The sequence below is a fragment of the Cryobacterium sp. M23 genome, from assembly GCF_002929655.1.
GTDB lineage: Bacteria > Actinomycetota > Actinomycetes > Actinomycetales > Microbacteriaceae > Cryobacterium > Cryobacterium sandaracinum.
In genome coordinates, this window is the sequence record NZ_PJJV01000081.1 from 137072 (window position 1) to 157258 (window position 20187).

The 20187-nt window shown below is 67.3% G+C and carries 18 protein-coding genes and 1 tRNA gene; 13 read left to right on the plus strand and 6 right to left on the minus strand.

The annotated features are described in order from the left end of the window. Positions 1–25 precede the first annotated feature (25 nt). The 4 genes from CXY82_RS15260 (at position 26) to CXY82_RS15275 (ending at position 4830) form a co-directional block, all read left to right on the plus strand. Complete coding sequence (locus tag CXY82_RS15260; protein ID WP_104171658.1) at positions 26–1207, plus strand: DUF2092 domain-containing protein; 1182 nt, start codon at positions 26–28, stop codon at positions 1205–1207. A gap of 10 nt (positions 1208–1217) precedes the next feature. Beyond that, entirely contained in the window at positions 1218–2201 is a 984-nt protein-coding gene (locus CXY82_RS15265; protein ID WP_233194171.1) for an ABC transporter ATP-binding protein, read from the plus strand. Continuing rightward, positions 2188–3069: an ABC transporter permease gene (locus CXY82_RS15270; protein WP_104171660.1), complete on the plus strand. Its 882-nt coding sequence runs from the start codon at positions 2188–2190 to the stop codon at positions 3067–3069. The genes CXY82_RS15265 and CXY82_RS15270 overlap by 14 nt, the downstream gene beginning before the upstream one ends. 273 nt (positions 3070–3342) lie before the next feature. Further along, positions 3343–4830 carry an amino acid permease gene (locus CXY82_RS15275; protein WP_104171661.1) on the plus strand — a complete coding sequence of 496 codons (1488 nt, stop codon included), beginning with the start codon at positions 3343–3345 and terminating at the stop codon, positions 4828–4830. Here the strand turns inward: CXY82_RS15275 and CXY82_RS15280 are convergent. Further along, positions 4827–6053: a CdaR family transcriptional regulator gene (locus CXY82_RS15280; RefSeq protein WP_104171662.1), complete on the minus strand. Its 1227-nt coding sequence runs from the start codon at positions 6051–6053 to the stop codon at positions 4827–4829. The two genes, CXY82_RS15275 and CXY82_RS15280, sit on opposite strands and share 4 nt — an antisense overlap. Before the next feature lie 357 nt (positions 6054–6410). Between CXY82_RS15280 and ald the strand changes: the two genes are divergently transcribed. Then, positions 6411–7529, plus strand: a complete 1119-nt coding sequence (ald, locus tag CXY82_RS15285) for an alanine dehydrogenase (protein WP_104171663.1) — start codon at positions 6411–6413, stop codon at positions 7527–7529. Between the two features lie 245 nt (positions 7530–7774). Here the strand turns inward: ald and CXY82_RS15290 are convergent, their stop codons facing one another. The 5 genes from CXY82_RS15290 to CXY82_RS15310 form a co-directional block, all read right to left on the minus strand. Then, on the minus strand, positions 7775–8464 hold the full coding sequence (locus CXY82_RS15290) for a TetR/AcrR family transcriptional regulator (RefSeq protein WP_104171664.1): 690 nt from the start codon (positions 8462–8464) through the stop codon (positions 7775–7777). Next, positions 8457–9758 (minus strand): ABC transporter permease, encoded by a 1302-nt coding sequence (locus tag CXY82_RS15295; protein ID WP_104171665.1) that lies wholly within the window; start codon positions 9756–9758, stop codon positions 8457–8459. Before CXY82_RS15295 ends, CXY82_RS15290 begins: the two co-directional genes overlap by 8 nt. After that, positions 9755–10477 carry an ABC transporter ATP-binding protein gene (locus CXY82_RS15300; protein WP_104171666.1) on the minus strand — a complete coding sequence of 241 codons (723 nt, stop codon included), beginning with the start codon at positions 10475–10477 and terminating at the stop codon, positions 9755–9757. The genes CXY82_RS15295 and CXY82_RS15300 overlap by 4 nt, the downstream gene beginning before the upstream one ends. Before the next feature lie 195 nt (positions 10478–10672). Then, complete coding sequence (locus tag CXY82_RS15305; protein ID WP_134543711.1) at positions 10673–12343, minus strand: hypothetical protein; 1671 nt, start codon at positions 12341–12343, stop codon at positions 10673–10675. Between the two features lie 270 nt (positions 12344–12613). Continuing rightward, positions 12614–13252 (minus strand): MBL fold metallo-hydrolase, encoded by a 639-nt coding sequence (locus tag CXY82_RS15310; RefSeq protein WP_104171668.1) that lies wholly within the window; start codon positions 13250–13252, stop codon positions 12614–12616. 55 nt (positions 13253–13307) lie between these two features. On the opposite strand from CXY82_RS15310, the gene CXY82_RS18165 reads away from it, so the two are divergent. The 8 genes from CXY82_RS18165 (at position 13308) to murA (ending at position 20165) form a co-directional block, all read left to right on the plus strand. After that, positions 13308–13688, plus strand: coding sequence for a diacylglycerol kinase family protein (locus CXY82_RS18165; RefSeq protein WP_233199372.1), 381 nt, complete (start codon positions 13308–13310; stop codon positions 13686–13688). 11 nt (positions 13689–13699) lie between these two features. Beyond that, positions 13700–14251 (plus strand): hypothetical protein, encoded by a 552-nt coding sequence (locus CXY82_RS18170; protein WP_233199373.1) that lies wholly within the window; start codon positions 13700–13702, stop codon positions 14249–14251. 10 nt (positions 14252–14261) lie between these two features. Next, positions 14262–14334, plus strand: a tRNA-Glu gene (locus tag CXY82_RS15320). Between the two features lie 238 nt (positions 14335–14572). Continuing rightward, entirely contained in the window at positions 14573–15598 is a 1026-nt protein-coding gene (locus CXY82_RS15325; RefSeq protein ID WP_104171669.1) for a TerC family protein, read from the plus strand. A 44-nt stretch (positions 15599–15642) separates the two neighbouring features. After that, positions 15643–16485 carry a PP2C family serine/threonine-protein phosphatase gene (locus CXY82_RS15330; RefSeq protein WP_233194172.1) on the plus strand — a complete coding sequence of 281 codons (843 nt, stop codon included), beginning with the start codon at positions 15643–15645 and terminating at the stop codon, positions 16483–16485. A 201-nt stretch (positions 16486–16686) separates the two neighbouring features. Next, entirely contained in the window at positions 16687–18132 is a 1446-nt protein-coding gene (gene leuC / locus CXY82_RS15335) for a 3-isopropylmalate dehydratase large subunit (RefSeq protein WP_104171670.1), read from the plus strand. 3 nt (positions 18133–18135) lie between these two features. Continuing rightward, positions 18136–18744 carry a 3-isopropylmalate dehydratase small subunit gene (gene leuD, locus CXY82_RS15340; RefSeq protein WP_104103024.1) on the plus strand — a complete coding sequence of 203 codons (609 nt, stop codon included), beginning with the start codon at positions 18136–18138 and terminating at the stop codon, positions 18742–18744. Positions 18745–18842: 98 nt separating this feature from the next. Then, positions 18843–20165, plus strand: coding sequence for a UDP-N-acetylglucosamine 1-carboxyvinyltransferase (gene murA / locus CXY82_RS15345; RefSeq protein WP_233194190.1), 1323 nt, complete (start codon positions 18843–18845; stop codon positions 20163–20165). Positions 20166–20187: the final 22 nt, after the last annotated feature.

A 20187-nucleotide genomic window follows, 5' to 3' on the forward strand; every position in this document is an offset into this window, starting at 1 on the left:
ACCGTTTCGGAACAGGTCGTTGATCATGTCACGCAATTCAACCAAGTGGCTTCCCGCCATCGTCGTTCCGGTTGTCATCGTCGCCGGTGTGATTGCTGTACCTCTGCAGGCCGGTGCAACCGTCGATTTGCCCGACAAAACGCCCGAGCAAGTGCTACTCATGGTCAGTGACAGCACGATCAGCGCCTTCTCCGGCACCGTCGAGAAAACAGCCGAGCTGGGACTACCCGACATCGACCTGAGCGCTGGCATGTCCGAGTCCATGAGCGACTCGATGCCCGAGCCCGCACCGGAAGGTACGACCGAACCGGGGGCGGCGGCCACCGGAGCGCTCGCCTCCGTGATGGAACTCTTCAGCGGCTCGCACACGGCCCGCATTTACGTAGACGGCAGCGACTCCGACGGCCCCGCGAAAGCCCGCGTGCAGATCCAGGACCGCATGGCCGAACGCAACGTGGTGGGCAACGGCACGGATGTCTGGACCTACGACTCCAAGACCAACACCGCCAGCCACCTGAATATCCCCGCCGACGCCCGGGCCATCGCCGAGGCGAAGATCGCCGAAATGGTTGACTCTGCCCCGGCCGGCCTGTCGACGCCCTCGCAGGTTGCCGAGCGCTTTTTGAGCGAGATCGACCCGAGCACCACCGTCTCGGTCGGCACCGACGGCACCGTGGCCGGTCGCACAGCCTACGAGCTGGTGCTCACCCCCAAGACCACACGGACCCTGGTCGAATCGGTGTCGATCTCGGTCGACTCTGAGACGGGGGTGCCGCTGCAAGTCACCGTGCGCGCCGACGGCCAGGTAGACCCGGCTTTTCAGGTCGGCTTCACCGCCGTCGACTTCAGCACCCCGTCCGCCGATTTGTTCGACTTCAGCCCGCCAGACGGCACCACCGTCGAAGAGGTCGCCCTTCCGGTCATGCCCGAGATGACCGAGATGCCCGCCGACCAGGCCAAGCCTGAGATTCCGGCTGAGAAGCTTCCCCTCGTGACGGGAAGCGGCTGGGACGCCATCGTCGAGGTGCCCGCGGCATCCGTTCCGTCCGAACTCAACGCCAACCCGCTCATGTCGGAACTGGCGACCGCGGTCGACGGAGGGCGACTATTCTCGACAGCCCTGGTCAACGTCTTCCTGGCCGATGACGGCCGTGTCTTCGCCGGATCCGTTCCGGTGGAGATGCTCCAGGCCGCCGCCGCCCAGTGATCACGACACAGTGACAGCAGCAACCCCGGCTCCCGATCTCGCGATCGAGAGCCGGGGTCTCACCAAGCGCTTCGGCGAGCAGATCGCCGTGAACGAGATCGACCTGGCCGTCCCGCGCGGAGCGGTCTTCGGATTCCTCGGGCCGAACGGCTCCGGTAAGACCACCAGCATCCGCATGCTGCTCGGCCTAACCCAGGCCAGCAGTGGGCAGATCAGCGTGCTGGGGCAGAGCATGCCCGACAGTCTGCACGCGGTGCTACCGCGCGTGGGCGCCCTCGTGGAGGGACCGGCGTTCTACCCATTCCTCTCCGGAGCCGCCAACCTGCGCCGGCTCGACACCGCCGACCGCAACGCGCCGTCTGGCACGCGAGGCGCCCGGGTCGAGCAGGCACTGGCGCGCGTGGGCCTGACCCACGCCGCCGGCAAGAAGGTAGCTGCCTACTCGCTGGGCATGAAGCAGCGCCTCGGCATCGCCAACGCGCTTCTGCAGCCGCGGGAACTGCTCGTGCTCGACGAACCCACAAACGGGCTCGACCCGCAGGGCACCCGCGAGGTGCGCAGCCTGGTGCGGTCGCTCGCGGCCGAGGGCACCACGGTCTTCGTCTCGAGCCATCTGCTCGCCGAGGTGGAGCAGATGTGCACTCACGCCGCGGTGATGAGCGGCGGCAACCTCGTGGCCCAGGGCACGCTGGCCGACCTGCGCCACGTGGGCCAGACGCGGGTCCGCGTGCGCACACCGGATGCCGCCGCGGCCGCAGCCGTGCTGACCGGCCTCGGTCTGGCACCCGTGCACAGCGACGTGCCCGAGCAGGACCCCTGGATCGCGGCTCCGCTGCCCCGAGAAATGTCGGTCGACCTGACCGGGCAGCCGGAGTCCATCGTCACGGCTCTCGTCGCCGGTGGCGTGCGCGTGCGCGGTTTTCTGATCGAGGAATCCAGCCTGGAAGAACGTTTCGTGGCCCTGACCGGAGAAGGTTTCGATGTCCTCCAATAGCGTGGCGAGCTCGAAGGTGTCGGGCAACGGCGTTCCGAGCCGGCGCCGATCAGCCGGACCGGCCCTGCTCGGCTCCGAGTTAACGGTGCTGTTCCGCCGCCGCCGCACCTGGGCGATGCTGGTCGCCATCGCTCTCATCCCCATCCTGCTCGCCGTCGCCGTGCGGCTTTCGTCGGAGACCTTGGCACCGGGCGAGGGCCCGCCCTTCCTGGACCGGGTCACCCAGAACGGCCTGTTCGTGGCGTTCACCGCCATGATCGTGGCCATCCCGTTGTTCCTTCCGCTCACCATCGGCGTCGTCGCCGGCGACACCATCGCGGGGGAGGCCGGGCAGGGCACCCTGCGCTACCTGCTCGTGGCCCCGGCCGGGCGTTTGCGCCTGCTACTCGTCAAGTACGCCGGCGTCGCCGTGTTCTGCCTGGCCGCGACGTTGACCCTTGCGGTGGCCGGGACCCTGATCGGGGCCGCACTGTTCCCGGTCGGGCCGGTGACACTGCTTTCGGGCGATGTGATCAGCGTGCCGGAATCGCTGCTGCGCTCCGGGCTGATCTCGCTCTACGTGACAGTCTCGCTGCTCGGCTTTGCGGCGATCGGGTTGTTCATCTCCACCCTCACCGATGTTCCCGTGGGGGCGATGGCCGCCACGGTCGTGGTGTCGGTCGTCGTGCAGATCCTCGACGTGCTCCCGCAACTGTCGTGGCTGGATCCGTGGCTCTTCAGCCACTACTGGCTGGGCTTCGCCGACCTGTTGCGGCAGCCCATGGACCTGGGCTCGTTCGGCGACAACGTGCTCCTGCAACTGGGCTACATCGCCGTGTTCGGTGCCCTGGCCTACGGCCGGTTCTCCACCAAAGACATCTTGTCCTGACCCTTCGTCCGGTTGGGACCACCACGCCCGAACAGCCGACGACGTTTGGCCCGCGGATGCTCGACATCTGTCGATCAGGTCTGGCCCGCGGCCGCGGGGTGCGGGCTGGGGTGCGCCTCGGCTGCCACCCGGGTTCGGGGGACGCCCGCCCGAGGACGTAGCGTTGCTACTTCAGAACCCGAGTCGGGCCGCTTCACAACCGTGAGGCCCCAACGGGTTGACACGGTCGTCCTCTAGGTGGCTGCGTCTGCGCCGTTTTGAGGAAGAAGCCCCATGCCTGAACGCACCACCGCGGTACCCGGAACCTCACGTACCGGGGCCGCAGCCCGAGACTCGCACGCGGATCCGAGCCTTGCTCGCTCGTTGAGTCGGCGGCACATCCAGATGCTCGCCATCGGCGGCACGATCGGAACCGGGCTGTTCATGGGCGCCGGCAAGACCATCTCCCTCGCGGGGCCGGCCGTGATCTTCGTCTACATGATCATCGGCTTCATGCTTTTCTTCGTGATGCGGGCCATGGGCGAGATCCTGCTGTCCAACCTGGACTACAAGTCGTTCAGCGACTTTGCCGGTGACCTGCTCGGCCCGTGGGCGAGCTTCTTCACCGGCTGGTCGTATTGGGCGTTCTGGGTGGTCACCGGCGTCGCCGACATCGTGGCCATCTCCGGCTACGTCGACGTGCTGGCACCGGGCACGCCGCTGTGGATCCCCGCGCTGCTCACTCCGGTTGCGCTGATCCTGCTCAACCTGCCGAGCGTCAAGGCGTTCGGTGAAGCCGAGTTCTGGTTTGCGCTGATCAAGGTCGTCGCCATCGTGGCCCTGATCGGAACCGGCCTGGTAATGATCATTACGCACTTCACCTCCCCGTCGGGTGCCGTGGCCGGCTTCGAGAACATCTGGAACGACGGCGGGATGTTCCCGCACGGCGTCGCCGGCTTCGTGCTCGGCTTCCAGATCGCCATCTTCGCCTTCGCCGGAATCGAGCTTGTCGGCACCGCGGCCGCGGAGACGAGGGACCCGGAGAAGAACTTGCCCCGGGCCATCAACACCATTCCGCTGCGGCTGCTGCTCTTCTACGTGGGTGCCCTGGTGATCATCATGTCGGTCAACCCGTGGCGCACCATCGACCAAGGCAGCAGCCCTTTCATCGGCATGTTCGCCCTCGCCGGGCTGGGGGTCGCGGCCATCGTCGTCAACCTGGTCGTGCTCACCTCCGCCGCCTCGAGTGCCAACTCCGGCATCTACTCGACCTCCCGGATGGTCTACGGCCTCGCGCAGGACGGCAATGCCCCGAAGACCTTCGGCACGCTGAGCAGCCGCAAGGTGCCGAGGAACGCCCTGCTGTTCTCCTGCATATTCCTGCTGGCCGGGCTGGTGCTGCTGTACACGGGTGATTCCTTCATGGGCGCTTTCACGCTTGTCACCTCGGTGGCATCTGTGCTGACGATGTTCGTCTGGTCCATCATCATGGTCAGCTACCTCGCCTTCCTGCGCCGCCGTCCCCACCTGCACGCCGCCTCGAAATACAGGATGCCGGGCGCTCGGTTCATGCCCTGGGTCGTGCTGGCGTTCTTCGCCTTCATGCTCTGGGCCCTGGGCCAGGCTGACGACACGCGCCTCGCGCTGGTCGTGGCCCCGGTCTGGTTTCTGGCCCTCGGCGCCGCGTGGTACGTCAACCGCAAGGCGCCGCTGCAGCAGGCCCGGATCGTGGAGTGGAAGGCCGACGTTCAAGCAGAGAAGGCCACGCTCGTCCGGCGCTAGATCCGCGGCCGCCGCGACCAGCGGTCTGCCTTCATCGCGAGGTGCAGTTCCAGCCGCACCTGGCCGCCCAGCGGGTCAGCGCCGATCAGGGTGCGGATCTTCGCCAGCCGGTTGTAGATGCTGCTGCGGTGCAGGTGCAGGGCCGCCGCGACATCCTGAACCGACCCGTCGGTGTCGTAGAGCAGTTCCAGCATCGGAAGCAACTCGTGGTTGTCGTCGAAGTCCCGCAGCTCGGCGAAGTAGACCGATTCCACGGGGGAAAGGTTGCGGCTGCTGGCCGCGAGGAACTGGTAGACGCCGATCTGGCGGAAATCGGCGATGGTGCCCAACCGGGCGTCGACGGCGGCGGCCTGCACCGCTTTGCGGGACTGGATGTAGGCATCCGGGAACCGTCTGAGATCGGTGAACACCTCGCTGAAGCCCATCAGGTCGGGACGCTCGGGGGTGCCGCCACGCCGGGCGAGTTCGGACCGATAGCGGTGAAGCATCTCGGTGTGTGCCACCTTGCCCGGTGAATCGCGCAGCAGCACAACCGCGTGGGTCTCGGTGCCGGCGCTGAACCGGGCCGCGTCGATGCCGACCGTGGCGTGCAGCGCCGAGATCCGCTGGAGCAGAACGCCGGCGGCGAAATCGGGCGTGGCCTCGCCGCCGTCGGCCTGCTCGACGGGGCGGGGCATCAGGGTGGCGAGATGCCACGGTCCGGTCCCATGAATCTGCGGCCAGCCCGCGATCTCCTCGATGGCGGATGTCTCCGCGTGGCAGGCCGCGAGGAATAGGGCCTCACGTTGCCGGCGGTGCTCGGATTCGGCGGTGTTGGTGTCGAGCAGGGTCTCGGCCAGCCGGTCCAGCTGGCCGCGCACAGCGGGCAGCTCACGGAGGATCGCCTCCGGGGATTCGTCGTGCGACCCCTGCATCGCCCACAGGTAGCCGACCCGGAACCCCCGCACCATCAGCGGCACACAGACGCGGCCGAGCATGCCCAGCGCGGCGTTGGCGGGAACGGCGACGGGACGGACCGCTGTGCTGATTCCGTGCTGCAACTGCCAGGCGCTGACGTCGGCGGGCACCTTCTTGCTCAACAGGAAATTGACACGCACGCTGTCGGCGAGCGGCTGGTCCCTGCTGTACGCCAGCAGGCCTCCGTCGAGGTCCTCGAGCGAGAGGGCGCGGTCCAGGCCGGCCGCGAGGTGTTCGACCAGGTCTTCGATTTCCGCGGTTCTCATTGGCTCAATGCTAGGGGGCCGGAGCAGGCCGGAAACGGACATCAGGCGACGCTTGCCGGGTTGACGCGCGACAACTGTCGAGTGACAAAGCGGTTCCCCGTCTCGGTGACCGGTGCGGTCCGGAGCGAAGCCGACCGTGATCACCAGGAAAACCCCTGAACGCGAGGCTTATTTATGCTGCGGTGGAGCCGTTGTCGGCATCGGTCTCCGCCGCTGGAGCGCAGGGCCGACGGCGGCGTGCGGCTCGGGCCGAATTGGTGGATTTAGTCTTGACCCCGCTGCGGTTCACCGTCGAAAGTGGCGCCGCAGCCACCTGTCACAAGTTCAACGAAGCAGTACTGAGCAACGGAGTCGGCCATGATCATCGGTGTACCCAAGGAAATCAAGAACAACGAATTCCGCGTAGCCATCACAGCCTCGGGCGTGCACGAGTTCCTGGCCGCCGGCCACACCGTGTTGGTCGAAAAGGGTGCCGGCCTCGGATCGCACATCACCGACGACGAGTACCACGTGGCCGGCGCCGAGCTGGTCGACTCCGCCGACGAGATCTGGGCCCGCGCCGACATGGTGATGAAGGTTAAGGAACCGGTCGCTTCCGAGTACCACCGCTTCCGCGAGGGTCTGATCCTCTTCACCTACCTGCACCTGGCCGCCGAGCCTGACCTCACCCGCGCCCTGACCGAAGCCGGCGTCACCGCCATCGCCTACGAGACGGTGCAGACCGCCAACCGCGCGCTGCCGCTGCTGGCCCCGATGAGCGAGGTGGCCGGCCGACTGGCCGTGCAGGTCGGCGCGCAGTCCCTGATGGCCCCGGCCGGCGGCAAGGGCGTGCTGCTCGGCGGCGTGCCCGGGGTGCGCCCCGCGAAGGTCGTCGTGCTGGGCGCCGGCGTCGCCGGCACCAACGCGGCCGCCATGGCAATGGGCCTCGGCGCCGACGTCACGATCCTCGACATCAACATCGACCGGCTGCGCCAGCTCGACGCGCAGTACCAGGGCCGGCTGAAAACTGTCGCGTCCAACTCCTACGAGATCGAGAATGCCGTGACGGATGCCGACCTGGTCATCGGCTCCGTGCTGATCCCGGGCGCCAAGGCCCCGAAGCTGGTCACCAACGCCCTCGTGGCGCGCATGAAGTCCGGCTCCGTGCTGGTCGACATTGCCGTGGACCAGGGCGGCTGCTTCGAGGACACCCACGCGACCACGCACGAAAACCCGACCTACCGCGTTCACAACTCGATCTTTTACTGCGTCGCCAACATGCCCGGCGCCGTGCCGAACACGTCGACCTACGCGCTGACCAACGTCACCCTGCGGTACGCCCTCTCACTGGCCAACCTCGGCGTGAAGGCGGCGCTCGAGCGCGATGACGCCTTGGCCCTCGGCCTGAACGTCGCCGCCGGAGCGGTCACGAACCGTTCCGTGTCCGAAGCCCACGGCCTGCCGCTGGCCGACTGGCGCGAGCTCGTCACCGCGTAGCGCCGCGAGCGTTCCTGGCCTGCCGCCGGTCGAGCAACCGGTGGTCGGGCTCGTCGAGAAGCGGCGACCCGACGTCCGGAGGCTCCCGTTCGGCGCTCGAGCTCGTCGAGACCCGGTGCGCCACCCCGCGCTAACTTCGGAGATTTTCGCAACACGCCGCTCAGCCGGGCGCGAAAACCGGGGTTTCCCGAAAATCTCCGAGATTGCGTCACGATGGATGCCCGTTTGCGACGCTGCGGCGCCCGTTAGCGGGGCGCCGGAACAGCCGTCTCCGTCAGGCGCTGCACCAGGGTGAGGGAGTGGTGCAGTAACTCGCCGGGGCTGCCGGTGAAGCCGCCGGAGAACCACTTCTGCATCGAGTAGCGCATGACACTGCCCGCGAGGGCGACGACCATTCTGGCCTCGTCGGCCAGATCGGGGGTGCCCGTCTCGGTGCGCCCCTGGGCGTGGAAGCGGTCGAGGACGAGCTGCACCAGATGCTCCTCCAGCTCCGCGATGCGGGACGTCTCCCCGGTGAGGAGTTCCGGGGTGCGCTCGATCAGCATCCTACGGTTACGGAGGAGTTCCGTGTCGGGGGAGTGGTCGGCCACGGCGGCAGCGATCATTTCAACGAGGTCGCCCAGCACGTCCCGGCCGGTGCCGTGCACGAACGCCTGGTGCTCGGCATCCGTCGGCTGAGGCGGCGCACCGCCGAGGAACGCGCCGTCCTTTGTGCCGAAGTAGTTGAAGAAGGTGCGCGGCGAGACCACGGCCGCCTCGCAGATCATGTCGACCGTCACCCGGTCGTAGCCGTGCTCGAGGGCCAGCGAGATGGCGGCCCGCTCCAGCGCCGACTGGGTGGCCGCGCGCTTGCGGGCGCGCAGCCCCAGGTCGGCGGCGGGGCCGGCCGGACCGGGGCCGTTCGGGCCCGCACCGCTCGGGCCCGTGCTACTCATACCGCAGGGCGTCGATCGGGTTCTGCCGCGCCGCGGCCCGGGCGGGCAGGGTACCGGCCAGGAAGGCGATCAACATGACGACGCCGATGATGATGGCGATCGAACTCGGCGCGAACTGCACGACCTGAAGTCCGGGCAGGTTCTCGAACACGGTCGTAGCGAGGATGTTGCTGATCACCGAACCGACGCCCACCGCAACGAGCGCGCCCAGGGCGCTGCCCAGGAAGCCGATGAAGACGGCCTCGGTGCTGAACAGGGCGTAGACACGGCCGCCGTTCATGCCCATAGCCTTCATCAGCCCGATCTCCCGGGTGCGTTCCTGCACGCTCATCAGCAGCGTGTTGATGATGCCGAAGCCGGCGGCGATCAGCGCGATCACGGCGAAGGCGTTGAGCACGCCGATGATGACGTTGATCACGGTTTCGAACGAGCCGATCTGGTCCGCGACGGTCTGTGAGGCGTAGCCCTGGTCGGCGAGGTCGGCCTTGAGCGCGACGATCTCCTCGTCGGAGGCGTCCAGGTCGAACCGGGCGGTCGCGCTGGCGTAGCTCTGTGGTGCCCCGGCGGAGGTGCCGGCGAGTTCGACGTCGTGCAGCCGGTCGGTCAGCGGCTGGTTGAGGCCGGCCCCAGCGCCAAGGATGGTCTCGTTCTGCACGCCGACGATGGTGGCCGGAACCTGCTGCGGGGTGCCCGCGAAATCAGTGATGCCGATGGAGACGGTCTGGCCGATGGCCGACTCCGGGGTACTGAAGCCCAGCGCGTCGAGGTAGGTGGTCGGCAGCAGAAGCTGGTCGGTGGCGCTCTCGTTGTCCAGTTGAGCCCCGGCCGCCAGGTCGGCCGTGGTGAGGGTGGCGGCCGCGTTCACGGTCAGCTCGAACTTTCCGCTGCCGTCGTACTCGATGAAGTCGGGCGTCACCTGCACCGCCGGGTCGACGCCGAGGATGCCGCTGGTGGCCTTGATCGTGTCGAGATCGGCGTCGGTGAGCGCCTGGATGGTGCTGCCAGGGCGCGAGCCGTTGCCCAGGCTGATCGTGGTGGCCTTCTCCGGGTCATACGCCGCCGGTCCGTCGCTCTCCGTCGCCGCGGCGTCGTCGGTCTTGGAGACCGTGAGAACATCCGCCGCACCGATCGCCGAGACCTGGCTGTTGATGTAGCTCGTCACCCCGGTGCCGATGCCGCTGGTGATGGTGAGCGTGAACGCGCCGATGAAGATGGCGATGACGGTCAGGCCGGTGCGGAGCTTGCTGCGAAAACTGTTCGCGATCGCGGTTGTGATGATGTCGACGAATTTCATGCGCGCGCTCCCTCGGGCTTCGAGATGGCTTCAGGAGATCTGGTGACGTCCTCGATCCCGTCCCGGATGAAGATCTGGCGGTCGCAGCGGGCAGCGAGATCGATGTCGTGGGTGACGATGATGAGCGTGATGCCCTTGTCCTTATTGAGGGAGAAGAGGATGTCCTCGACGACGGCTCCGGTGGCCGTGTCGAGGTTGCCGGTCGGTTCGTCCGCGAAGATCACCTTCGGGTTGTTGACCAGGGCCCGGGCGATGACGGCGCGCTGCTTCTGCCCGCCGGAGAGGTTCATGGCCTTGTTCTTCGCCTTGTCGGCCAGCTCCAACTGCTCCAAGGCCTTCATTCCGCGCGCCCTGCGCGCCTGCGGGCTGACCCCGGCTATCTTCAGGGGGAGCACGACATTCTCGAGCACACTCGCATTGGCGGTGAGGAAGAACTGCTGGAAGACGAACCCGAAGTCCTGGTTACGAAGCCGGTTCACCTCCTTGCCCTTGAGCTTCTTCGCATCCGTTCCCTCGACCAGCAGCGCGCCGCTGTCCGGGTCGTCCAGCAGCGCCAACAGGTGCATGAGCGTGGACTTGCCGGACCCGCTCTTGCCGACGATGGCGACGGATTCACCGGCGCGGATGTCGACGGAGACTCCCTTGAGCGCGTCGAAACGGTTCGCCCCGCTCCCATAGGACTTGCCGATGTTCTGGGCCGAGAGAACGGGAACAGTCATAGGGGCAGCATCCTTCGGGGGAGACGTCATCGGGTCGCACTTGTGCAGAGCCATCAAAATTACAGTAGCTGCACCGATGCCCCGTCAGCTGGGTGCGCCCTGTGCAGGGGCGGTGCATCCCCTTCTTTGGTTTTGGGCCGGACAAAGCGGGGCCCGGATCAGTGGATCCAGGCCCCGCGGCCTATCGGTTCTCGGTCAGCGCCCCATTCTCAGGCGGCGGATCAGCCAGACGGTTGCCCCTGCCAGGACCAATCCGATTAGGACCATGATCCCGGGAGCCGCGCGATTGAAGCTCAGCGTCTCGGCGCCATCGGCCAGCTTGCCTGAACCCGCGGCCACCTTGGCATAGCCGGCGCTCAGCTCGGCGGTGCCGGCGGCGAGCGTGTTCGCACCGTCGAGGAGCGTCCCGGATCCGTCCGACACTTTCTCGGTGCCTTCGGCCAGGGCAGTGGACCCGGTTTCGAGCGCAGTGGTGCCGGCGACCAGCGTGGACGCCCCCGCCGCGAGGGTCTGCGTGCCGTCGGTCAATGACCCGGCGCCGACCGAGATGCGGGTTGCGCCGTCGGCGAGACTCACAGCGCCAGTTGCCAGGGTCGTCGCTCCCGTGAACAACGACGAGGCGCCGGCGGCTACTCGGCTGGTGCCGCCCTGGAGGGAGCTTGCACCGGTGGAAACCGCGCTGGTGCCGGCCGCAACCCGTTCGGAACCGGCGGTGAGGGCCTGCGTACCGACCTGGAGTTCCGAGGCCCCCGTCGCGACGGCACCTGTCCCCGCGGCCACCGCGGCAGCTCCGCCGGACACCTGGGCCGCGCCGGCGGCGAGGGTTGTGAGCCCGTCGCGCAGTTCTGCGGATCTCGTCTGGAGCACCGCAGTGCCCTCGCTCAGGGGCGTCAATCCGTCGCGGAGGACGGCCGAACCGTCCCGAAGGGCAACAGCCCCGGACTCAACCCCCGTGGTGCCCGTGTGCAGGCTGGAGGCGGCGGAGCTCAGCCCCTGGAGAGTGGCCAGAAGGGCGTCCGGGGTGATCGTGTCCGCCTCGACCTGGTCGGCCAGGGTGGCGAGGGCGGCATCCAGCCTCGTGGCGCCCGCAGCGACGCTGCGGGCTCCGTCGCTGAGCTCGGTCGCCCCCAGCGCGAGGGCCTCGGCGCCGCGCCGGGCCTGGTTCGTGCCCTGGGCGGCGGATGCCGTTCCAACGGCGAGCAGGACCGAGCCGTCGCGAGCCGTCCTGGCGCCGAGGGCAGCCTGGCCGGCGCCGGTGGCCAGGGTTGCCGCACCCGCGGCAACCTGCGTTGCGCCGGCGGAGACCTTCATGGCGCCGGTCCCTGTCGTGGCGACGCCGGCGGCGAGAGTCGCCGCACCGGTCGCAGCAGCTCCGGCACCGGCGGCGAGAGCGCTCGCTCCGCTGGCGGCGGTGGCGGCGCCGGCGGACAGCGTCTCCGCGCCCCGTGCGGCCGATTCGGCGCCGAGCACCAGCCTGGTGCTGCCGCTGACGCTCGTGAGTGCTCCGTCGAGGAGGGTGCCGGCGCCGGCCGAAGCGTTCGCCGCACCTGTCGCCAGGCTGATGGCGCCCGTGTTGGCCCGGGTCGCCCCAGCCTGGAGGTCGGTCGCACCGGCGGCCGCGGCGGCCGCGCCCTCCGACAGCGTTTCGGCGCCCACGGCGAGTTGTGCCGCGCCGCCGGTGACTTTCAGGGAGCCGGTTTCCACCGTGACGGCTCCGGTGGAGAGTTCTCCGGCGCCGCTGGCCAGCCGCCCGGTGGTCAGGAAGAAGAACGTCAGCAGCATGACCAGCATGAGGCTGAGCCCGGCCACAGTGGAGCGAATGCCAATGGTGCCTGGGCGGGATAGTGCACGGTCAGATCTCGTCATTGAGGCTCCTTGAAAGACGTGAGCAGGCATGCGGGCATGCCGGAACTCACATGGTGTGGTGTGCGGTGCGCGGTCAGACTCCGACGTCACGGCCGGTGGTTCACGGCCGTGCGGCACGGTGGCGCGCCGGAGTGACACGACCGTAGCAGTGGGGAGAGGCCACGAACCGAAGCCCGGAAAAGTTCGGGGCCAGGGCTAACGCATTCCGCGCTGACTATATATCGTTTGTGGGATTCCTACAGGGCTACCCCCCGAAAGGAGCGTCAAACATCACAGGTCAAGGGACTCGTTCGGCTCGAGCGGGAAGAACTCGCCGCCGTTCTGCTCGGTGGCCCACTGAATCCGGGCGTTGGACAGTTCCTTGCCACCCCGGGAGAGTCCCATTTCGTGGGTGGGGAAGGTGCGGCGCGGCTCGAGGGCCAGCACGTAGTCCATCACCTCGCTGATCTTGAGCCAGGGCGCGCCGGCCGGAACGGCGAGGGTCTGCACTGTCACGCCTTCCGGAATCGCAAACGAGTCACCGCCGTAGTAGAGCTCCTCGTCGACGAGTACGCCGAGGTTGTCGATCACCGGAATCGTTTTGTGGATGATAGCGTGCGTGCCGCCGAAGAAGCGCAGCCGAAACGGCCCGGCCTGCACGGTGTCGCCCGCGCTGACGACGGTCACGGGATAGCCGGCGGCGGCGGCCGCGACCCCGGCCGGGGCAAAGATCGCCACGTCGGGGTTCAGGGCGATGATGCGGTCCAGCTGTTCCGGGGTCCAGTGGTCGGGGTGCTCATGGGTGAGCACGACGGCGACGGCCCGGGCGGTGTCGGTGAGCGGGCTCGTGAACGAGCCGGGATCGATGAATAACTTCTGGCCGGCCTTGTCAAGAATCAAAGCCGCGTGCTCGAGTTTCGTCAGTTTCATGGATTGAGCTAATACCCAATCCCAGAGCGCTGCAAGCTGAGACCATACTGGAGCGGTGCCTCCATGTCTTCACCTCGTCGTCGCCATCAACGCCGCCGCCGCTTTCGGTCGCCGCAGGGACGTCGGCCCTCGGGTTGCCCAGGCCCTGGTCGCGGCCGGCCATCAGGTGACCAGTCTGAGCGCCCCCAGCTTCGACGCGCTTCGCCGCGACGTCCAGGGCGCGCTGGTGTCGCGGGTCGACGCGCTCGTGGTCGTCGGCGGCGACGGGATGGTCAGCCTTGGCACCAACCTCCTGGCTGGCACGAGTCGACCCCTGGCCATTGTGCCGTGCGGCACGGGCAACGACCTCGCGCGCGGGCTGGGGATCCCGGTCGCGACACGGATGCCGCCATCCGTCACCTGCTCGATGCCCTCACCCGCCCGCCGCGGGCCATAGGCGCCGCCCGGGTGCGGTGCGGCGACACGACGATCTGGTTCGCGGGCGTGCTTTCGGCCGGGCTCGACGCCGTGGTCAACGAACGGGCCAACCGGATGCGCCGGCCCCGCGGGAAGAGCCGCTACACCCTGGCCATGCTGCTGGTGCTGACGACGTTTCGGCCCATCTCCTACCGGCTGACCGTCGACGGCCGGCCACGCCGGGTGCGGGCCATGCTGATCTCCGTCGCCAACAACGTGTCAATCGGCGGCGGCATGCGCATCGTTCCGGGTGCGGTGATCGACGACGGCCTGCTGGACCTCTTCATCGTGGCCCCGCTGTCGCGGGCGGGTTTCCTCCGCGTCTTCCCGAAGGTATTCTCGGGCACGCATGCAACCCTGCCGCAGGTGGAAATCACCCGGTGTCGCAGCATCCGGATCGACGCCAATTGGTCGCCGCCTACGCCGACGGGGAGAGGGTCAGGGCAATGCCGGTGCAGGTCGACGTGGTACCCAAAGCCCTGCTCGTGCACGCCTGAGCCGCTCAGTTTGGTTTTAGCTATCGGCGTGTGGCATATTAGGTGAGTTGCAAAACGGCCCCATCGTTTAGCGGCCTAGGACATCGCCCTCTCACGGCGGTAACGCGGGTTCGAATCCCGCTGGGGTCACAACAGCCCGGTTTCCTTCTTTTCGAGGGGCACCGGGTGTCTTATTTAAGCGAGACCCCGGTAGACTCCACGGAGTGAAGGGGAATATCCCTGTGCCCGTTTCGGGCACCTCGCCGTGAACGTCAACACGGGCCGCGTCGCAGGGGCCCGGCACGGCGGTATCGATCCATCGATACGGGAGAGACTCTCAGGTTTCCTGCTGCCTCCAGCATCCCCTTCAGTGAAAGGCTCAACACGCATGGAAATTGCTCTTCCGCTCTGGTTTGAGATTGGGTCGCTCGTCGTCCTGACGCTCGTCCTGGTTGCCGACCTCCTCATCGTCTTCAAGCGGCCGCACGTGCCCTCGATGCGCGAGGCCAGCCTGTGGGTTGCCTTCTACGTGGGACTGGCCCTGATCTTCGCCCTGCTGATGCTGGTTCTGGGCGACGCCGAGCACGCGGGACAGTTCCTCGCCGGCTGGCTCACGGAGTACAGCCTCAGCATCGACAACCTGTTCGTTTTCGTCATCATCATGGCGAGGTTCTCGGTGCCCCGGAAGTACCAGCAGGAGGTGCTGATCGTGGGCATCATCATCGCGCTGGTGCTGCGCGGCATCTTCATCCTGCTCGGAGCCCAGCTGATCGAGAACTTCAGCTGGATCTTCTACATTTTCGGCGCGTTCCTCCTCTACACGGCCGTGCACCAGGCGGTCGCAAAAGAGCCCGACGTGGACGAGGCCGACAACGGGCTGATCCGTTACCTGCGTCGGCACATGAACATCTCGTCGACCTTCGACGGTTCGAAGTTGCGCACCCTGGTCGACGGCAAGAAGGTCTTCACCCCCATGCTGATCGTGCTCCTCGCGATCGGCACCACCGACCTGGTCTTCGCCCTCGACTCCATCCCGGCGATCTTCGGCATCACGCAGAGCCCCTTCATCGTGTTCACCGCGAACGTGTTCGCCCTGATGGGGCTGCGTCAGCTGTACTTCCTGCTGGGCGGGCTGCTCGAACGCCTCGAATACCTCAATTACGGGATCGCGTTCATCCTGTTCTTCATCGGCGTCAAGCTTGTCTTCCATGCCCTGCACAACAATGAGGTCTTCTTCATCAACGGCGGCGAAGGCGTGGGCTGGGCTCCGGAGATCGACACCTGGACTTCTCTCGGGGTGATCGTGGTTTCCATGGCCGTGGCCACCATCGCCAGCCTGATCAAGGCTCGGCGGGATGCTCGCCGGCGCGGTCACACCCTCGCCGAGGAGATCCCCCACTTCGTCGAGGAGTGACATTCGCCGACGTGCCTCGCACGCACTCGAACACAGGAGCTGACGTGGCCTCGCAGAGTGAGAGCGAACTGGTGCTCCCCGCAACCCGTGCGCGGTTCGTGTTCAGTGCCCGGAGCGACGTCGGCCGCGAGCGCAAGGTCAACGAGGACAGCTTCCTGGCCCAGGCCCCGGTCTTCCTGGTCGCCGACGGCATGGGTGGTCACGCCCAGGGCGACGTGGCCAGCCAGACAGTCGTGCGGGTCTTCGAGGAACACATCGCCTGCGACGCACCTTCGACCCCGGAACGCGTGCTCGACGCCATCCACTCGTCGAACGATGCGGTGCGCGACCTCAGCGCCGTCGACGACTACGGCACCGCGGTGTCCGGCACGACGCTGTCGGGCATCGCGTTCGTCGACGCCGGCGACGACGTCGGCTTCCACTGGATGGCCTTCAACGTCGGCGACTCGCGGGTCTACACCTGGGACGGGCACACGTTGGCGCAGCTGAGCGTCGACCATTCCGCTGTGCAGGAGATGGTCGACGCGGGTCTCATTTCCAGTGACGAGGCGGAGCAGCATCCGGAACGCAACGTGATCACCCGCGCGATCGGCGCCGACGAGTCCGTGGACGCCGACGTGTGGCTGCTACCGGCGTCCGGGCGGCACGCGTTCCTGATCTGCTCCGACGGACTGACCAAGGAACTCGGCGCGGCCGAGATCGCGAAGATCCTGGCATCCTATGACGGTGATAGCTTGCCCAGCCGGTCCCGCGCAGACGTGCTCGTCGACGCTGCTCTGGCCCGCGGCGGACACGACAACGTGACGGTCGTCTATGTGGAGTCGGAACTGGGCAACCCTGAGCAGGACGACACCGCCGACACGGGCGAAGCAGCGCGCCACAGATAGAGTGGCGTCGTGGACACAGAGGAAAGCACCCTCGAATGAGGGGCGTCAGGCAAAGCTCGCACACGCACAGTGTTAGCCTGTCAGGGTGCTGCTGCGTCGACTCTCTCTTCCCTGCCGCGACGAGTCCCAGTTCTGAGGCCTCTCTCGTCGTGGAGTTTCTGGTTGGCTGCATACCCATCGTTGAGGAAGACGCACACACACATGACTGACGCACCACTGCTGGAAGAACGTCCGCGTACTCTGGCCGAAAAGGTTTGGGACAAACACCTCGTCGCCAAGGGCGAAGACGGCACGCCCGACCTGATCTACATCGACCTGCACCTCGTGCACGAGGTCACCAGCCCGCAGGCCTTCGACGGGCTGCGCCTGGCCGGACGCCCTCTGCGCCGCCCCGATCTCACCATCGCCACGGAAGACCACAACACGCCGACCCTGGCGATCGACCAGCCCATCGCCGACCTCACCAGCCGCACCCAGATCGAGACGTTGCGGCGCAACTGCGAGGAATTCGGCATTCGCCTGCACTCGCTCGGCGACATCGAGCAGGGCATCGTGCACGTCGTCGGACCGCAGCTGGGCCTGACCCAGCCGGGCATCACCGTCGTCTGCGGCGACTCCCATACCTCCACCCACGGCGCCTTCGGGGCCATGGCGCTCGGCATCGGCACAAGCGAGGTAGAGCACGTGATGGCCACCCAGACTCTGCCCCTGACACCCTTCAAGACCATGGCGATCACCGTCGACGGCACTCTCCGCCCCGGCGTGACGGCCAAGGACATCATCCTCGCCGTGATCGCGAAGATCGGTACCGGCGGTGGCCAGGGCTACGTGCTCGAATACCGCGGCAGCGCCATCCGCGCCCTCTCCATGGAGGGTCGCATGACCATCTGCAACATGTCGATCGAGGCCGGCGCCCGCGCGGGCATGGTGGCCCCGGATGCGATCACCTACGACTACCTTCAGGGTCGCGCACACGCCCCGGAAGGCCAGGATTGGCTCGACGCGGTCGGCTACTGGGACACCCTCGCCACCGACGACGGCGCTGTGTTCGACGCCGAGGTGCTGCTCGACGCCGACACTCTCGAACCCTTCGTGACCTGGGGCACCAACCCCGGGCAGGGCGTGTCCCTGAGCGATACCGTGCCGGACCCGTCCGGAATCATCGACGCCAACGAGCGCTCGGCCGCCGAACGCGCCCTCGAGTACATGGACCTGGCGGCTGGCACCCCGATGAAGGAGATCCGGGTAGACACCGTCTTCCTCGGCTCCTGCACCAACAGCCGGGTCGAGGACCTGCGCGCCGCCGCCAACATCATCCAGGGCCATAGCCTGGCCCCCGGCGTGCGGATGCTGGTGGTGCCCGGTTCTGCGCGGGTGCGCATCGAGGCCGAGGCGGAGGGCCTCGATAAGATCTTCACCGACTTCGGCGCCGAATGGCGCTTCGCCGGCTGTTCGATGTGCCTCGGCATGAACCCCGACCAGCTCGCTCCCGGCGAGCGGTGCGCTTCCACGAGCAACCGCAATTTCGAGGGCCGTCAGGGCAAGGGCGGGCGCACGCACCTCGTCTCCCCGCTGGTCGCGGCGGCGACCGCTATCCGCGGTACGCTGTCGAGCCCGTGGGACCTGGTCCAGGATGGAGACGAGTAAGTAATGGAAAAGTTCACAACCGTCACGGGCATCGCGCTTCCACTGCGCCGCTCCAACGTCGACACCGACCAGATCATTCCCGCCGTCTACCTCAAGCGCGTCACCAAGACCGGCTTCGAAGACGCCCTCTTCGCCCGCTGGCGCGCCGACCCCGACTTCGTACTCAACAATCCGGCCTACGAGGGTGCCCGCGTGCTCGTGGCCGGCGCCGACTTCGGCACCGGCTCCTCGCGGGAGCACGCCGTCTGGGCGCTACGCGACTACGGCTTCGACGTGGTCCTCAGCCCCCGCTTCGGCGACATCTTCCGCGGCAACTCCGGCAAGCAGGGTCTGCTCGCCGGCCAGATCTCCGAGGCCGACGCCCAGCGCCTGTGGGACATCATCGAGGCCTGTCCCGGAGTCGAACTGACGGTCGACCTCGTGTCGAGGACCGCCCGCGTGGGCGGCCTCACCGTTCCGTTCGAGATCGATGACTATACCCGGTGGCGCCTCCTCGAGGGCCTCGACGACATCGGCCTCACACTGCGCGATGAAGCGCGGATCGCAGAATTCGAATCCCACCGGGAGCCATGGCGGCCCCGCACTCTCCCCGCAAGGCAGGTACGTTTGTGAGCACCATCAGCGAAATCACCCAGGACCGTGAAGACGACCAGAACCGGTCGGACGCGCAGAACCGCGAGAACGCCCAGAACTGGGGCGCGGCCGTCGGGCTGCAGGGCGACCGGATCACCATCCGCGGCGGCATCCCCCTGGTCGGCCGGATCGAACTTAAAGGCGCGAAGAACCTGGTCACCAAGGCCATGGTCGCGGCCCTTCTCGGTGAGAGTCCCAGCACGCTCAAGAACGTGCCGAACATCAGCGACGTGCGCATCGTGCGCCAGCTGCTCGAAGTGCACGGCGTCAAGGTCACCGACGGCGCCGAGCCCGGCGAACTGCTGCTCGACCCGGTCGACGTCGAGAGCGCGCATTTCGCGGCGATCGACGCGCACGCCGGTTCCTCGCGCATCCCGATCCTGTTCTGCGGCCCTCTGCTGCACCGCCTCGGGGAGGCGTTCATCCCCGATCTCGGCGGCTGCCGCATCGGCGACCGCCCGATCGACTACCACCTGGACGTGCTGCGCAAGTTCGGCGCCGTCGTCGAGAAGCAGCCCAACGGCATCCGGATGTCCGCGCCCAACGGGCTCAAGGGCACCAAGGTGTCCCTGCCCTACCCGAGCGTCGGCGCGACCGAGCAGGTACTCCTGACCGCCGTGCGCGCGGAGGGCATCACCGAGCTCAAGGGCGCGGCGATCGAGCCCGAGATCATGGATCTCATCAACATTCTGCAGAAGATGGGCGCCATCATCACGGTCGACACCGACCGGGTGATCCGGATCGAGGGCGTCGAGCGCCTCGAGGGCTACAACCACCGCGCCCTGTTCGACCGGAACGAGGCGGCCAGCTGGGCGGCAGCGGCCCTGGCCACCGACGGCGACATCTTCGTCGGCGGCGCGCGCCAGCCCGAGATGTTGACGTTCCTGAACGTGTTCCGCAAGGTCGGTGGGGCGTTTGACATCGAAGACGACGGCATCCGTTTTTACCACCCGGGCGGCGACCTCAAGCCCGTCATCATCGAGACGGATGTGCACCCCGGCTTCATGACGGATTGGCAGCAGCCGCTCGTGATCGCCTTGACCCACGCGCACGGCGTCTCGATCGTGCACGAGACCGTCTACGAGCAGCGCTTCGGCTTCGTGGACGCTCTCGTCGAGATGGGCGCCACCATCCAAATCCACCGGGAATGCCTCGGCGGGCACCCCTGCCGGTTCGGCCAGCGCAACTTCAACCATTCGGCCGTGATCACCGGGCCGACGAAACTGACCGGCGCCGACATCGAGGTTCCCGATTTGCGTGGTGGCTTCAGCCACCTGATCGCGGCGCTGACCGCGAAGGGAACCTCCACCGTCAGCAACGTCGGAATCATCAGCCGCGGCTACGAGAACTTCATCACCAAGCTTCAACTGTTGGGGGCTGACTTCGATCTCGAAGGATAATGGGGCTGTGCCAGCATCCGAT